General features: G+C 75.6%; 11 protein-coding genes. 4 read left to right on the top strand and 7 right to left on the bottom strand.

Annotated elements, in window-relative coordinates; translation table 11 throughout:
• Positions 1 to 100: 100 nt before the first annotated feature.
• Positions 101 to 1,030 carry an LLM class F420-dependent oxidoreductase gene (locus ACI79P_RS14980; protein ID WP_456581848.1) on the top strand — a complete coding sequence of 310 codons (930 nt, stop codon included), beginning with the start codon at positions 101 to 103 and terminating at the stop codon, positions 1,028 to 1,030.
• Positions 1,031 to 1,048: 18 nt separating this feature from the next.
• Here ACI79P_RS14980 and ACI79P_RS14975 read toward each other — a convergent pair whose 3' ends face one another.
• Complete coding sequence (locus ACI79P_RS14975; RefSeq protein ID WP_456581847.1) at positions 1,049 to 2,107, bottom strand: class I SAM-dependent methyltransferase; 1,059 nt, start codon at positions 2,105 to 2,107, stop codon at positions 1,049 to 1,051.
• Between the two features lie 181 nt (positions 2,108 to 2,288).
• Between ACI79P_RS14975 and ACI79P_RS14970 the strand changes: the two genes are divergently transcribed.
• Positions 2,289 to 2,981 (top strand): winged helix-turn-helix transcriptional regulator, encoded by a 693-nt coding sequence (locus tag ACI79P_RS14970; protein WP_456581846.1) that lies wholly within the window; start codon positions 2,289 to 2,291, stop codon positions 2,979 to 2,981.
• A 6-nt stretch (positions 2,982 to 2,987) separates the two neighbouring features.
• Here ACI79P_RS14970 and ACI79P_RS14965 read toward each other — a convergent pair whose 3' ends face one another.
• Positions 2,988 to 5,312 (bottom strand): putative bifunctional diguanylate cyclase/phosphodiesterase, encoded by a 2,325-nt coding sequence (locus tag ACI79P_RS14965; RefSeq protein ID WP_456581845.1) that lies wholly within the window; start codon positions 5,310 to 5,312, stop codon positions 2,988 to 2,990.
• 213 nt (positions 5,313 to 5,525) lie between these two features.
• Between ACI79P_RS14965 and leuS the strand changes: the two genes are divergently transcribed.
• Positions 5,526 to 8,468 (top strand): leucine--tRNA ligase, encoded by a 2,943-nt coding sequence (gene leuS, locus ACI79P_RS14960; RefSeq protein WP_456581844.1) that lies wholly within the window; start codon positions 5,526 to 5,528, stop codon positions 8,466 to 8,468.
• 49 nt (positions 8,469 to 8,517) lie between these two features.
• Here leuS and ACI79P_RS14955 read toward each other — a convergent pair whose 3' ends face one another.
• The 4 genes from ACI79P_RS14955 to ACI79P_RS14940 all read right to left on the bottom strand — a co-directional run bounded on the left by ACI79P_RS14955 (position 8,518) and on the right by ACI79P_RS14940 (position 11,894).
• Positions 8,518 to 9,111 (bottom strand): carboxymuconolactone decarboxylase family protein, encoded by a 594-nt coding sequence (locus ACI79P_RS14955; RefSeq protein ID WP_456581843.1) that lies wholly within the window; start codon positions 9,109 to 9,111, stop codon positions 8,518 to 8,520.
• Between the two features lie 72 nt (positions 9,112 to 9,183).
• Positions 9,184 to 9,837: a lipoyl(octanoyl) transferase LipB gene (gene lipB, locus ACI79P_RS14950; protein WP_456581842.1), complete on the bottom strand. Its 654-nt coding sequence runs from the start codon at positions 9,835 to 9,837 to the stop codon at positions 9,184 to 9,186.
• A gap of 75 nt (positions 9,838 to 9,912) precedes the next feature.
• Entirely contained in the window at positions 9,913 to 10,647 is a 735-nt protein-coding gene (locus tag ACI79P_RS14945; RefSeq protein WP_456581841.1) for a Type 1 glutamine amidotransferase-like domain-containing protein, read from the bottom strand.
• Positions 10,647 to 11,894, bottom strand: a complete 1,248-nt coding sequence (locus tag ACI79P_RS14940) for an FAD-dependent oxidoreductase (protein ID WP_456581840.1) — start codon at positions 11,892 to 11,894, stop codon at positions 10,647 to 10,649. The genes ACI79P_RS14945 and ACI79P_RS14940 overlap by 1 nt, the downstream gene beginning before the upstream one ends.
• A gap of 93 nt (positions 11,895 to 11,987) precedes the next feature.
• On the opposite strand from ACI79P_RS14940, the gene ACI79P_RS14935 reads away from it, so the two are divergent.
• Positions 11,988 to 13,598: a protein kinase domain-containing protein gene (locus ACI79P_RS14935; protein ID WP_456581839.1), complete on the top strand. Its 1,611-nt coding sequence runs from the start codon at positions 11,988 to 11,990 to the stop codon at positions 13,596 to 13,598.
• A 16-nt stretch (positions 13,599 to 13,614) separates the two neighbouring features.
• On the opposite strand, the gene ACI79P_RS14930 is transcribed toward ACI79P_RS14935, so the two are convergent.
• Entirely contained in the window at positions 13,615 to 14,520 is a 906-nt protein-coding gene (locus ACI79P_RS14930) for a TIGR01777 family oxidoreductase (RefSeq protein ID WP_456581838.1), read from the bottom strand.
• Positions 14,521 to 14,626: the final 106 nt, after the last annotated feature.

Here is a 14,626-nt window from a genome sequence, read left to right as displayed (position 1 = left end):
AGTTGACGTCTGGCGATCATCCTGCCCGGTCCGGCGCGTAAACACACCCCGAGCGGCAGCCGGATGCGCGACCGGGCGTGGAGCTGGTTACGGTCCGGCGGTGCAGTTGCGCATCTTCACCGAGCCGCAGATGGGCGCCACGTACGACGACCTGCTGGCCGTCGCCCGGCGCACGGAGGAGACCGGCTTCGACGCCTTCTTCCGTTCCGACCACTACCTGACCATGGGGGGTGACGGACTCCCGGGGCCCACGGACGCCTGGATCACGCTGGCCGGTCTCGCCCGGGAGACCAGCCGGATCCGGCTGGGCACGCTGATGACCGCGGGCACCTTCCGGCTCCCCGGCCCGCTGGCGATCTCGGTCGCGCAGGTCGACGCGATGAGCGGTGGCCGGGTGGAGCTCGGGCTCGGCTCGGGCTGGTTCGAGGCCGAGCACACCGCCTACGGCATCCCCTTCCCGTCGCTGGGGGAGCGGTTCGACCGGTACGAGGAGCAGCTCGCCGTCATCACGGGGCTGTGGGGCACCCCGGTGGGGGAGACCTTCGACTTCGACGGGCGGCACTACCAGCTGTCCGGCTCGCCGGCGCTGCCCAAGCCGGTGCAGGAGGGCGGCGTGCCGATCCTCGTCGGGGGTCGGGGCGCACGGCGCACGCCCCGGCTGGCCGCCCGGTACGCGCACGAGTTCAACGTGCCCTTCATGCCCGCCGCGGAGAACGCCCGCCTGTTCGCCGGTGTCCGCGAGGCCTGCGAGGAGGCCGGGCGCGACCCGTCGTCCCTGGTGCAGAGCTCGGCGCTGGTCCTCTGCGTCGGCCGCGACGAGTCCGAGCTCGCCCGCCGCGCCGCGGCCATCGGCCGCGACGTGGCGGAGCTGCGGGAGAACGGCGTCGCCGGCACCCCGGCCGAGGCGGTCGACGTCCTGGGCCGGTACGCCGAGGCCGGTGCCCAGCGGGTGTACCTGCAGGTGCTGGACCTCGCCGACCTCGACCACCTGGACCTCGTGGCGGCCGAGGTGGCGCCCCAGCTCGGCTGAGGCGCCACCGGGCGCGGGCTACGGGCGGCGGCCGTAGGTGAGCGCGTGCATCGGGGTCAGCTGGACCGAGCCCAGGTCGGTGAACCCGTGGCGGGTCAGCAGGTCGTCGTACGCGCTGCGGGGGAGCAGCTGGTCGTCGATCTGCGCCTCGAAGAACTGGATGCCGCTCATGATCCGCCCGGGCACGCTGCGCAGCCCCTCGTCGGTGTCGGGGAACGGGAAGTCGGAGATGACGAACCAGCCCCCGGGTTCGAGCGCGGCCTTCACGTTCTCGGTCACCCGGTCGATGTCGCGGCACTCGTGCATCGAGATGTTGTTGACGACGACGCGCGCCGGCGTCTCGAGCTCCATGTCCTCGAGGGCGCTGTGCACCAGTTCGACACGGTCGCCGAGCCCGGCGGCGTCCAGGCGGACCCGCGCGAGGTCGATCGAGTGCCGGTCGCCGTCGACCCCGACGACGGTGCAGGCCGGGTAGGTGCTGGCCAGCCGCACCAGGCCGACCCCCGCGCCGCAGGCGGTGTCGACGACCCGGCAGCCCGCCGCCAGCGCGTCGGCGACGCCGGGCACGCGGTCGAGCCCACCGGGGACCAGCCTCGTGTAGAAGGGCGTCCCGGTCCCGGAGACGGCGGCGATCCACTCCGGGCTGGTGTCCTCCCACCACATGCGCTCGCCGGTGGCGAAGGCCTGCTCGAACCGCCCGAAGACCTCCTGCGCCTCCAGGACGCCGAACACGCCGCCGACGTAGGCCGGGGAACCGGTGTCGAGCAGCAGCGTGGCCATGTGCGGTGCCAGCCGGAAGCCGGACCCCGTGCGCTCGAGGATCCCGGCGCCCACGGCGGCGCGGCACCAGACGGAGACGTAGAAGGCGTCGAGGTCCAGCGCTTCGGCGAGCTCGTCGGCGGTGGATCCCGGGTGTTCCGCGAGCCGGCCCAGCAGCCCGGCGCGCAGTCCGATCGCCATGGTGCGGTGGCCGACGTAGCCGGCGATCAGCGAGAGGACGGCGGGGGCGGTCTCGGCCAGCGTGGGGGTCGCGGGGCTCGGGACGGGGGCCGTGGGGGCGGGGGCGGTGGTGGTCATGGGGTCCTCCTCGCGGACGGGTCGGTGGCCCCGTCACCGTCCCGCCGTCCCGCACGCCCGCTCCAGTGCTGGATCTGAACCGCCCCGGTACTCGGTCTGTACCGCGGGCCTCCGGCCCTTCCGGGAAGCCGTGCTCGGTCCTACCGTTCATCCCGCACGGGGACGTCGGGAGGGACCCGTCATGCCCTCGCAGTACGGCCAGTTCTGCCCGGTCGCCAAGGCCATGGAACTCCTCGACGAGCGGTGGACGCTCCTCGTCGTCCGCGAGCTCATGCTGGGCAGCCGGCACTTCAACGCCCTCCGCCGGGGCCTGCCCCGCATGTCGCCGGCGCTGCTGTCGAAGCGGCTGCACACGCTGGTCCGCGCCGGTGTGGTGGAGCGGTGGGAGGACGGCAACCGGGTCACCTACCGGCTCACCGAGTCCGGCCGGGAGCTGGAGCCGATCGTGGACGCGCTCGGCCGCTGGGGCATCCGCTGGATCCCCGAGCTGGGCGACGCCGACCTGGACCCGCACCTGCTGCTCTGGGACATCCACCGCAACGTCGACACCGAGGCGGTGCCGGACGGCCGCACGGTGATCTTCTTCTGCTTCCCGGAGCTGGCGACGTCGGGGCGCTGGTGGCTGGTGATCGCCACCGACGGGGTCGACGTCTGCGACGTCGACCCCGGGTTCCCGGTCCGGGTGACGGTGGAGACCGCGCTCCGGACCCTCACCGAGGTGTGGCGGGGCGACGTCGGGTGGTCCGAGGCGCTCCGCTCCGGGGACCTGGTGCTCAGCGGGGAGCCGCAGGCGTGCCGGGCCCTCCCGCGCTGGCTCACGCTCTCCGCGACCGCCCGGACCCCGCGCCCCGTACGGGTCCCGGCCGGCGTGTGACCGAGGTCAGCGGGCCTGGGGGAAGCGCATGCCCACCGGTTCCCGCGGGGCCGGCACCGCCGGCCGCCGGGGGTCCGGCGTCCCGAGCCACGCGAGGAGGTCGTCGATCGGCATGGGCCGGGCGATCGCGTACCCCTGGGCGACATCGCAGCCGAGCGAGGCGAGCACCGCGCGCGTCCGGTCGTCCTCCACGCCCTCGGCGACCAGGGTGAGCCCCAGGTCGTGGGCGAGCGCCACCGTGTGCCGGACGATCGCCGTCGCCCGGTGGTCGCGGCCCACGTCGTAGGTGAGGCTGCGATCCAGCTTCAGCTCGTCGGCCGGCAGGTGGCGCAGGTAGGCCAGCGAGCTGTAGCCGGTGCCGTAGTCGTCGATCGAGGTGCGGATGCCCAGCCGCCGCAGCTCGCCCAGCACGGTGCGCCCCCGGTCGGGATCGGCCATGAGGGTGTCCTCGACGAGTTCGACGGTGAGCGCCTGCGGCGGCAGGCCGTGGGCCCGGAGCAGGCTGCACACGCGGGCGGGCAGGTCCGGGTCGCTGACGTTGGCGGCGGAGAGGTTCACCGACACCGGCACGGGGCGGTCGCGCCACCAGCGGGCGGCGGCGTCGAGCGCGAGGCCGAGGACGGCGTCGGTCAGCGGCCGCATCAGGCCCGCCTGCTCCGCGGCGGGCAGCACGACGCCGGGGGAGAGCAGCCCGCGCGAGGGGTGCTCCCACCGCACCAGCGCCTCGACGCCGACGACGTGCCCGCCGTCGAGGGAGACCTGCGGCTGCAGGTGGACCACGAGCTGCCCCTCGTCGAGCGCGGTGCGGAGGTCCTCCATCGTGCGGAGCCGGTCGCCCGAGCCGCTCGCCGGGTCGGGGACGTAGCTGCGCACGCCCTCGCGGGCGTTCTTCGCCGCGTACATCGCCACGTCGGCGCAGCGCAGCAGCTCGGTCACCGTGGCCGCGGGCACCGGGCCGGTGGCGATGCCGATGCTGACGCCGACGTGCAGCCGGACCCCGTCCACCACGAACGGCTCGAGCACCCGGGCCCGCAGCAGGTCCGCGCGGGCCACCGCGTCGTCCAGACCGCAGCCCGGCAGGAGGACGGCGAACTCGTCCCCGCCCAGCCGGGCGAGCAGGTCGTCGGGGCCCAGGTGCGGCCACAGGCGGGGGCCGATCATGCGCAGCAGGTCGTCACCGGCGGCGTGCCCCAGGCTGTCGTTGACCTCCTTGAACCCGTCCAGGTCGAGCAGCAGCAGCGCGACCGGCCGGTTCGTGCCCGGTCGCAGCGCGGTCCGCGCCCGCTCGAGCAGGTCCCGCCGGTTGGGCAGCCCGGTCAGCTCGTCGGTGCGTGCCTGGGTGCGGATCTCGTGCAGGCCGCGGAGCTCCTGCACCGACATCGCCGTCCGCGCGAGGAGGGCCAGGAGGCAGGTGACGGCGGCCCAGCCGGCGACGCCGAGACCGGGTGAACCCCACGTGGAGACCAGCACCGCGACGCTCATCACGCCGGCGCCGAGGGGGACGAAGGCCACCCGCCAGCTCAGCCGCGCCAGCGGGTCCGCCTGCGCCGGCTCGATGCGGGCGGTGCGGCCGGCGACGTGGGCGGCCACGGCGGTGAAGGCCGCACCCGTCAGCCAGACGAGGGTGAGCGAGCCGGCCGGGGTGACGTCGCCGAGCAGCGCCTGCTGCACGTAGAGCGCGTCGGCGGTGAGGGTGCACAGCAGCCCGGCCACGATCAGGGCCATCGGCCAGTCCCGGCGGATCCCCATGACGGCGCAGACCGCGGACACGGCGGCCAGCAGGACGGTGTCGGTGACCGGGTACAGCTGCACGACCGCGAGCGGGCCGTCGACCGGGCCGACCGCGATCGAGGGCAGCAGGGTGACGGCGAAGACGACCGCGCCGCAGGCCCCCGTCAGCGCGTCGAACCACATGCTCGGGTGGATCGCGGTGACCCGTGACCGGACCAGCCCGACCAGGCCCACCGCCATCGCCGGGTAGGCCGGCGCCCAGAGGGTCACCCGCAGCCAGGTCGGGACCTCGCCGAGCACGGGGACGAGCACGAGGACGTAGAGCAGGGTGCTCGCCGCGGTGCACCCGAAGGCCACGGCGAGCGCCTGCCACATCAGCCGGTCCGGTCCGCGACGCCGCGCGGCCCGCCGGCAGACCGCCGCCCCCAGCACGTAGACGGCGGTGTAGAGGACGAGGTCGTGGACGACGGCGGCCGTGGTGCCGGACGGGCGGTCGAACGCGCCGAGGGCGTAGGCCGCCAGCGCTCCGAGGCAGGCGAGCAGCAGCCCACCGGTCGCGGGTGGGCTGTCACGGCCGGCCGACGCGTCGAGGGGGTGCACGAGACCGTCATCGGCCCCGCGGGGAGGCACGTCGAGACGAAACCGTCCGCTGTGGCCCGATGGGGGGAGGCCGGCGCCGCCGCCCGTGGGCGGTGCCCGCGCCGCACCGCGATAAGCTGGGGGGTGTGACCGGGCGGCTCCTGCTTCGCCGGCCGTGCTGACCTGAGACCCCTCGGACAGCACGGCGACCCCTCCTGCGAGAGGGGTTTTTTGTTGCCCACCACCGGTACCGCACCGCGCACCACGATCCGGGAGCACGAGACGATGAGCCAGACCGACAGCCCCGCCACCGAGGCCACGGGCGACGGCGTGCCGCCGCACCGGTACACCCCGGCGCTGGCCCAGCAGATCGAGCTGGCCTGGCAGGACCGGTGGGAGTCCGAGGGCACCTTCCACACGCCGAACCCGGTCGGCCGGCTGAGCGCGGGCTTCGAGCGGGTCGCCGACCGGCCCAAGTTCTTCGCGATGGACATGTTCCCGTACCCCTCGGGGGCGGGGCTGCACGTCGGCCACCCCCTGGGCTACCTGGGCACCGACGTCACCAGCCGGTTCCGCCGCATGAACGGCGACAACGTGCTGCACCCCATGGGCTACGACGCCTTCGGCCTGCCCGCCGAGCAGTACGCCGTCCAGACCGGGCAGCACCCGCGGATCACCACCGAGGCCAACATCGCGGCGATCTCGGCCCAGCTGCGCCGGCTGGGCGTCGACCACGACCAGCGCCGCACCTTCGCGACGATCGACCCGGGCTACTACAGGTGGACCCAGTGGATCTTCCTGCAGATCTTCGGCTCCTGGTTCGACGCGGAGGCGGGCAGGGCGCGGCGGATCGAGGAGTTGGTCGCCGAGCTCGAGGCCGGCACCCGCGAGCCGGCGGAGGGCACCAACCCCTCCGGCCGCCCCTGGGCCGAGCTGGACGAGGTGCAGAAGGGTGCCGTCGTCGACGCGCACCGGCTCGCCTACCTGCACGAGGCGCCGGTGAACTGGTGCCCGGGCCTGGGCACCGTGCTGTCGAACGAGGAGGTCACGCCCGACGGCCGGTCGGAGCGCGGCAACTTCCCCGTCTTCCGGCGCCCCCTGAAGCAGTGGATGATGCGGATCACCGCCTACGCCGACCGCCTGCTGGCCGACCTGGACCGGCTGGACTGGCCGGACTCGCTGAAGCTGATGCAGCGCAACTGGATCGGCCGCTCGACGGGCGCGCGGATCCGGTTCGCCGCGGGGGCCGAGACGATCGAGGTCTTCACCACCCGGCCCGACACCCTGTTCGGCGCCACGTACATGGTGCTGGCCCCCGAGCACCCGCTGGTCGGGTCGCTGACCGCCGCGGCCTGGCCCGACGGCACCGACCCGCGCTGGACCGGCGGTGCGGCGAACCCGGCAGAGGCGGTGCGGGAGTACCAGCGGCAGGCCTCGCGCCGGTCGGAGCTGGACCGCCAGGACGCCGGCCGCGAGAAGACCGGCGTCTGGCTGGGCGCCACCGCGGTCAACCCGGTGAACGGCCGCGAGCTGCCGGTGTTCATCGCCGACTACGTGCTCACCGGCTACGGCACCGGCGCGATCATGGCCGTGCCGGGGGAGGATCAGCGCGACTGGGAGTTCGCGCGGAAATTCGGCCTGGAGATCGTGCCGACCGTCGAGCGGCCCGAGGGCTTCGACGCCGACAGCGGCGCGTACACGGGCCCCGGCCGGATGATCAACTCGGCGAACGACGACATCTCGCTGGACGGGCTGGACAAGGCCGAGGCGATCGCGCGCATCACCGCGTGGCTGGTGGAGAAGGGCTCCGGCGAGGCGACCACCACCTACAAGCTGCGCGACTGGCTGTTCAGCCGGCAGCGCTACTGGGGCGAGCCGTTCCCGATCCTCTACGACGAGGACGACCGCCCGGTCGCCGTCCCCGAGTCGATGCTGCCGGTGCTGCTGCCCGAGGTCGACGACTACTCGCCCAAGACGTTCGACGACGACGACGCCGACTCCGCCCCGGAGCCGCCGCTGTCGCGCGCGTCGGAGTGGACGACGGTGGAGCTGGACCTCGGCGACGGGCCGAAGAAGTACCGCCGCGAGACCAACACGATGCCCAACTGGGCCGGCTCCTGCTGGTACTACCTGCGCTACCTGGACCCGGGTGACGACGAGCGGATGGTCGACCCGGAGCTGGAGCGGTACTGGATGGGCCCGCGCGAGCCCGGCGACGTCGGCGGTGTCGACCTGTACGTCGGCGGCGTCGAGCACGCGGTGCTGCACCTGCTGTACGCCCGCTTCTGGCACAAGGTGCTGTTCGACCTGGGCCACGTGTCCAGCGAGGAGCCGTTCCGGCGGCTGGTCAACCAGGGCTACATCTCGGCCTACGCCTACACCGACGAGCGGGGCTTCTACGTGCCCGCGGCCGACGTCGAGGAGAAGGACGGGCGGTTCTTCTACGAGGGCAAGCCGGTCAACCGCGAGTACGGGAAGATCGGCAAGAGCCTCAAGAACATGGTGACGCCGGACGAGATGATCGGCGCCTACGGTGCCGACACCTTCCGGGTCTACGAGATGTCCACCGGCCCGCTGGAGCAGTCGCGGCCGTGGGAGACCAAGGCGGTCGTCGGTTCCCAGCGCCTGCTGCAGCGCATCTGGCGGGTCGTCGTCGACGAGGGGACCGGGGCGGTCCGGGCCGCCGACGTCGAGCCGGCCGAGGAGACGCTGCGGGCGCTGCACCGGGCGATCGACGGCGTCCGCGACGGCTACGCCACGCTGCGGTTCAACATCGCCATCGCCCGCATCACCGAGCTGACCAACCACCTCACGCAGGCCTTCGGGGCCGACCGGCCGGTGCCGCGCTCGGTCGCCGAGCCGCTGGTGCTGATGGTGGCCCCGCTGGCGCCGCACCTGGCCGAGGAGCTGTGGTCGCGGCTGGGCCACGACTCGTCCTCGGCCTGGACGCCCTTCCCGGTGGCCGACGAGCGGTGGCTGGTCGAGGACACGGTGCAGGTCGCCGTCCAGGTCAACGGCAAGGTGCGGTCGCAGGTGTCCGTGCCCGCGGACGCCGACGCCGCCGCGCTCGAGGCGGCCGCGCGGGCGGACGAGAAGATCGCCGGCTACCTGGACGGGGCGACGATCCGCCGCGTCGTCGCCGTCCCGGGCCGGCTGGTCAACTTCGTGCTGGGCTGAGGACCCGCGCCGGGCCGAGGTGCGGCAGCACCGCAGCCCGGCGGGGTCCTCAGGAGCCGGCGTGCTTGCCGGCCTCCCACCCCGCGTCCTGCAGGCGGTCGGTGGCCCAGGCCAGCGGCGAACGCTCCAGCTGCGTGGCCATGGTGTCGTTCCACCGGTTGAGGAAGCCGAAGTTGGCGATGACCGCGACGATCTCGACGATCTGGTCGTCGTCGAAGTGCCGGCGCAGGTCGGCCATCTCCTGGTCGGTCACGGCGTTCGGCGTCAGGCCTGCGCCACGGGCCACGCGCAGGGCGGCCCGCTCGGCGTCGGTGAAGAGCGGGCTGGCCTCGAAGTCCCAGACCGCGGCCAGCTTTTCTGCGTCGGCACCCCGCTGCTGCGCCACGTGCGAGGTGTGCGCCTGGCAGTACGCGCAGCCGGCGGCACCGGAGACGACGGTCGCGACCAACTGCTTGAGCACGCCTCCGACCGTGCCCTCGGCCATGACCACCGCATTGAGGCGGGCGAACGCCTCCATGATCTCGGGCCGCCGGGCCATGGTCAGCGTGCTGTTGGGCAGGACCCCCAGCGCGGCCTCCACGGCACGGAAGGTGTCCTCGTACTCCGGCAGCGACTCGCGCGGCAACGGCTCGATCCTGGGCATCTCGGTTCTCCTCCCGGCGGGAGGACTACCTTAGCGCTGAGATTTCCCGCGGGAGCGGTCCCGGCGGACGGGCTAGCGTGCCGCGGTCGTCGTCGCGCCGATGGTGAGGACGGCGCGCATCGCCTCCTCGACCGGCGCGATCGCCTCGGCCGTCGTGACGTCCCGGCCCAGCTCGGCCGACAGCGAGGTGACGCCCGCATCGGGGATGCCGCACGGGATCATGTTGGCGAACGCGGTCATGTCGGGGTCGCAGTTGAGCGCGAAGCCGTGCATCGTCACGCCCCGGGCGACGCGGACGCCGATCGCCGCCACCTTGCGCTCGGGGCGAGCCCCGTCCGCCGCCACCCAGACGCCGCTGCGGCCCTCCACGCGGACCGTCTCCAGCCCGAACCCGGCGCACACCTCGATCAGCGCGCCCTCCAGCCGCCGGACGTAGGCGACCACGTCGACCGGGTCGGCCAGCGCGACGATCGGGTAGCCGACCAGCTGGCCGGGGCCGTGCCAGGTGATCTTCCCGCCGCGGTCCACGTCGATGACCGGCGTGCCGTCGAACGGTCGCTCGTGGGGCTCGGTGCGCTTGCCGGCGGTGTAGACCGGCGGGTGCTCGAGCAGGAGGAGCGTGTCGGGAGCCTCGCCGGCGACCCGCCGGGCGTGCAGCTCGCGCTGCTGCGCCCACGCCTCCTCGTAGGGAACGGTGCCCGCCCGGATGATCCGCAGCTCGCTCACGGCCGCCAGCCTATAGAAAGGACCCCGTCCTCCTCATGGCTCGCACGCTCGCGACGAGCCTCTGGACGGGGCCGGTCACGCGAGGCGGCGCGGGGTCAGCCGGGTCTCCACCGCCGTCCCGTCGGGGCCGCGCTCCACCCGGTAGGCGGCGGCGCCGGGGCGGTCGCTGACCGCCTCCACCAGCGCGGTGCCCCGGTAGACCAGCCCGGCGCCGTCGTCGGTGGCGTGCCCACCGGGGAGCGTGCCGTCGGCGACCAGCCGGTGGTACAGCGGGCGCCGCTGCTCCTCGGAGTCGTGGTGCACGCCGTTGCTGGTCGGGATCAACCCGAGCCCGTTCGTGACCGGCCGGAGGTCGGGGCCGTAGGAGTCGGTGGTGCCGCCCACGTGCCAGCACAGCGATCCCGCCGAGACGCCGGAGAGCACGACGCCGGCCTCCCACGCCTCGCGGAACACCTCGTCCAGCCCGTGCACCCGCCAGACGGCCAGCAGGTTGGCGACGCTCCCGCCACCGACCCACACGACGTCCTGCGCGAGCAGGTGCGCCCGCAGGTCGGGCACCGTGGGCATCGGGAAGAGGCTGAGGTGGCTGACCTCGACGCGGCTGCCGGCGAAGGCGCCGTAGACGGCGGCGACGCGGGCCGGGTCGTCGCCGGTGGCGGTGCCCAGGTAGCAGAGCCTCGGGCGCTCGGGGGCGCCGGCGAGCTCGACGGCGAGGTCGAACACCGGTCCGGGCCGCCAGTCGGCGGGGCCGCGGCCGCGTGGGGCGAAACCCATGCTGGTGGCGAGGATCGTCGGCGCGGTCGCGGGCATCAGGCGGCTCCTCGCGTTCCGGCCGGGCGCAGGCGGCGGAGCACGGCGCGGGCCACCCGGGCGCCGCTGGCCATCGCGCCCTGGATGGACGGGGTGTCCCGGTGGTCCCCGCACACGAACAGCCCGTCCCCGAGGTCGACGGGTCGGCGCAGCTGCAGGGGCGGGAGCGCGGCCGGCTGGGCGCCCGGCACGGTGACCGACGTCAGGTGCTCGAGGTCCGAGGGGGCGACGCCGTGCGCGGCCGCGATCTCGCCGCGCACCTCCTCCTCCCGGGTGCGGTCGAGGGTGGAGCTGGCCACCAGTGCGCGGCCGTCCGGGCTGTAGCGGGGCTGGGCGTCGGAGACCACGGCGGTGTTGACCAGCCGGCCGCGCGGCTGCCCCAGGACGATCAGCGGCGTGGGCCACGGCGAGCCGGGCAGCACGTGCAGGTGGGTGGTCACCTCCCGGGGCGCGTCCGCCTCGACGCCGGGCAGCAGCCGCGACGCCGTCGCCGGGTCGGTGGCGACGACGACGGCGTCGGCCGACCAGGTGCCCTCGTCGGTGGCCGCGGATCCGGGGGAGACCGACCGCACCGCGGTGCGCAGGTGCACCCGCCCGGCGTCCAGACGCCCGGCCAGCTGCTCGCCGATCGCCTGCATGCCCGCGGCGGGCAGGCCGGTCGCCCCCCGGACGAAGCTGCGCCACAACAGGTCGAGGTAGCGGCTGGAGGTGGCGAGCTGATCCTCCAGCAGCACACCGGCGAGGAACGGGCGGAGGAAGCGGTCCAGCGCCGCGTCCCCCACGCCGGCCGCGCGCAGCGCCGCCTCCGCCGTGGTCTCCGGGGCGCGGAGCAGGCGGTCGACGGGGGAGTAGCCGGCGCGCAGGGAGTAGGCCACCAGGGCCGCCTTCTCACGGACCGAGCCCAGCGGCGCCACGGCCGTGCCGACGACGGCGGTCGGCTGCCGGCGGGGGTCGACCACCCGGTGCGCCCGCCCGTCGACGCGGATGACCGCGCCACGCTCGAACCACCCGAGATCCAGGGCGGCGAGGTCGAGGTCGGCCGCGCGCGGGTAGCCGGTGTTGAACACCTGGAAGCCGCGGTCGACCAGGAAGCCGTCGATGCGCTCGGTCGCGAGCCGCCCGCCGGCGTGGTCCCCGGCCTCCAGGACGTGCACGTCCAGACCGGCGGCGGCCAGCCGGGTGGCGGCGGTGAGCCCGGCCAGGCCGGCTCCGACGACGAGGACCTCGGCCCGTGGCGACGTGGACACCGCCCGACGGTAGCGGGCACCGGAGGTCCGCGTGGCCCAGGCCTGTGGACGACGGGAGCGCCGGCGGGCCGGGTGCCCCTAGCGTGCTCCCTCGTGCCGATCCCCGTCCCCCCGCCCGACGCGCCGGGCTCACCGCCGCCCCCGGCCGTGCCGGGCTACGTCCTGCAGGACCTGCTCGGCCGCGGTGCGTCGGGGGAGGTCTGGCAGGCGGTTCCGCGCGAGGGCGGCGACCCGGTGGCGGTGAAGGTGCTCGTCGCCGGGGACCCTGCCCGTCAGGCGCGCGAGGCGGCGCTCCTGGGCGAGCTCGACCACCCGCACCTGGTCCGGCTGATCGAGGTGGTGCACCAGCCGCGCCGGGGCGGGGTCGCCCGGGTCGCGCTGGTGCTCGAGCTGCTTCCCGGCGGGAGCCTCGCCGCGCTGCTGGCCCGCCGTGGCCGGCTGCGCCCCGGCGAGGTCGTCACCGCGATCGCGCCGGTCGCCGCGGCCCTGGCGCACGCCCACGACCACGGCGTGGTGCACGGGGACCTCGCTCCGGGGAACATCGTCTTCACCGCCGAGGGGCGGCCGGTGCTCACCGACCTCGGGGTGGCCCGGGTGCTGGGCGAGACGGCGGCGGCGGAGGTGACCCCGGCCTACGTCGACCCGGCGGTGGCCCGGGGTGGCGCCCCCGGTCCCGCCTCGGACGTCTTCGGCGTCGCCGCCGCCGCGTTCCACGCCCTGACCGGCATCGCCCCGTGGAACGCCGCCACCCCCACCGGCACGCTCGCGGTGGCCGCCGCCGGTCACCTCCCGGATCTGGCGGAGCTCGCCCCGGGCGCGCCGCCGCGGCTGGTCGAGGTGATCGCGCGCGGGCTGGCGGCCGACCCGCACGAGCGCGGCACCGCGGCGGAGTTCGCCCTCGACCTGCGGCACGCCTGCCGAGCGGAGCCCGTGGCGCTGAGCACCGCCTCCCCGGGCGGCCACGGCCGCCCGGACGGGCCGGCCGCCCTGACGCACGTGGTGCCGGGGCGACGCCCTGGACCCGGCCCGGCGGAGGTGGCGCCGCCGGCGCGGCGGCGGTGGTCGGTGCGTGCCGCGGCCGGCTCGGCTCGCGTGGCCCGCGGGCTGCTCGTCACCGCGCTGGTGGTGGCGACGCTCGCGGTCACCGCCTGGCTGGGCGCGCGCTGGGGTGGCGCCGAGGCGCCGGGCCCGGCCGCCGCCGCGACGCCGACCGGGTCCGGCACCCCCGCTCCGACCGCGACGCCGACCCCGCCTCCGGGAGCGGCGGCCGTCCCCCCGGCCCCGTCGGCCGGTGGGGCCGCGGCGCCCACGTCCCCGGAGGGGTGGCGGGCGCTGGTGGCCGAGCTCTACGCCCGGCGTGCCGAGGGGCTCAGCGGTGCGCCGGACCGGCTGCGCTCCGTCCATCTGCCGGGCAGCCCTCTCCTGGCGGCGGACGAGGAGCACGCGCGTGGCCTGGCCGGGGCGGGGGAGGCGCTCAGCGGGTTCGCCCCGGAGGTGGTGGACGTCGCCGTCGTCGAGGCGTCGGCCGACCGGGCCGAGCTGCTGCTCACCGACCGCTGGCCGGGCTACCGCGTGGTGCCCGCCGACGACCCGGGCGGCCCGGCGGTGCGGACGGTCCCCGGCCGGGGCGAGGCCCAGGTGCGGATGGTCCTCGTCCGCACACCGGAGGGCTGGCGGATCGACCGCGCGGAGCGCGTGGCCTGACCCCGGCCTCGGAGGCTCAGTCCCGGGCGACCGCGGCCCGCACGGCGGCGTCGACGTCCGTGTGGGTGAACCGGAACCCGGCCTCGGTGAGCGCGAGGGGCACCGCCCGCTGGCCGGCCAGGACGCCGACCTGGGCGAACTCGCCGAGCACCACCCACAGCGCCGGGCCGGGCACCGGCAGCGCCGTGGGCCGGTGCAGCACCCGGCCCAGCGCCGCGGTGAACTCCGCGTTGGTGACGGGCTCCGGGCCGCAGAGGTTCACCGGGCCGGCGACCGGGTGGGTGAGCAGGAAGCGGATGGCGGCGACCTCGTCGGCCTGGCTGATCCAGGGGACGTACTGCCGCCCGGAGCCCAGCCGCCCGCCCAGGCCGGCGCGGAAGATCGGCAGCATCCGCGCGAGGAGGCCGCCGCGGCCGAGCACCAGCCCGGTGCGGAGGGTGGTCACGCGCACCCCGGCGTCGGCGGCGGGGGCGGTCGCCCCCTCCCAGGCCACGCAGACGCGGGCCAGGAAGTCGTCCCCGGGCGGGTCGGACTCGTCGACCACGCGGTCGCCCGTGTCGCCGTACCAGCCGACCGCGGAGCCGTTCAGCAGCACCCGGGGCCGGTCGGGGTCGGCGGTGGCGGCCTCGGCCAGCGCCTCGCTCAGCGTGGCGGTGCTGTCCACCCGGCTGCTGAGCACCGCCTGCTTGTGCCGCTCGCTCCAGCGCCGGTCACCCACCCCCACGCCGGAGAGGTTGACGACCGCGTCGACGTCGCGGAGGACGCCGGGGTCGATGCGCCGGTGCTGCGGGTCCCACCGGTGCTCGTCGGCGGTCCGAGGGGTGCGGCGCACCAGCTGGACCACCTCGTGGCCGTCCGCTCGCAGCGCGGGCAGCAGGGCGCTGCCGATCATCCCGGACGCGCCGGAGACGGCGACCTTCACGGACCCTCCTGATGGGTGCGGGCAGGGGGGGGGGGGGCGCGGGGGGGGGGGGGGCCCGGCGGGGCGGGGGGGGGGGGGGGGGGGGCGGTGGGGCGGCGCGGCGGGG

The sequence above is a fragment of the Blastococcus sp. SYSU DS0510 genome (genome assembly GCF_054050835.1).
The sequence above is the reverse complement of the archived record's forward strand: the minus strand, read 5'-3'. Positions and strand labels throughout refer to the sequence as shown.

What these genes read in the sequence shown, in the direction of transcription:
- ACI79P_RS14970 (WP_456581846.1), top strand. Translation starts at nt 2,289, where the DNA reads ATGCCCTCGCAGTACGGCCAGTTCTGCCCGGTCGCCAAGGCCATGGAA.
- ACI79P_RS14975 (WP_456581847.1), bottom strand. Translation starts at nt 2,107, where the DNA reads ATGACCACCACCGCCCCCGCCCCCACGGCCCCCGTCCCGAGCCCCGCG.
- ACI79P_RS14945 (WP_456581841.1), bottom strand. Translation starts at nt 10,647, where the DNA reads ATGCCCGCGACCGCGCCGACGATCCTCGCCACCAGCATGGGTTTCGCC.
- ACI79P_RS14955 (WP_456581843.1), bottom strand. Translation starts at nt 9,111, where the DNA reads ATGCCCAGGATCGAGCCGTTGCCGCGCGAGTCGCTGCCGGAGTACGAG.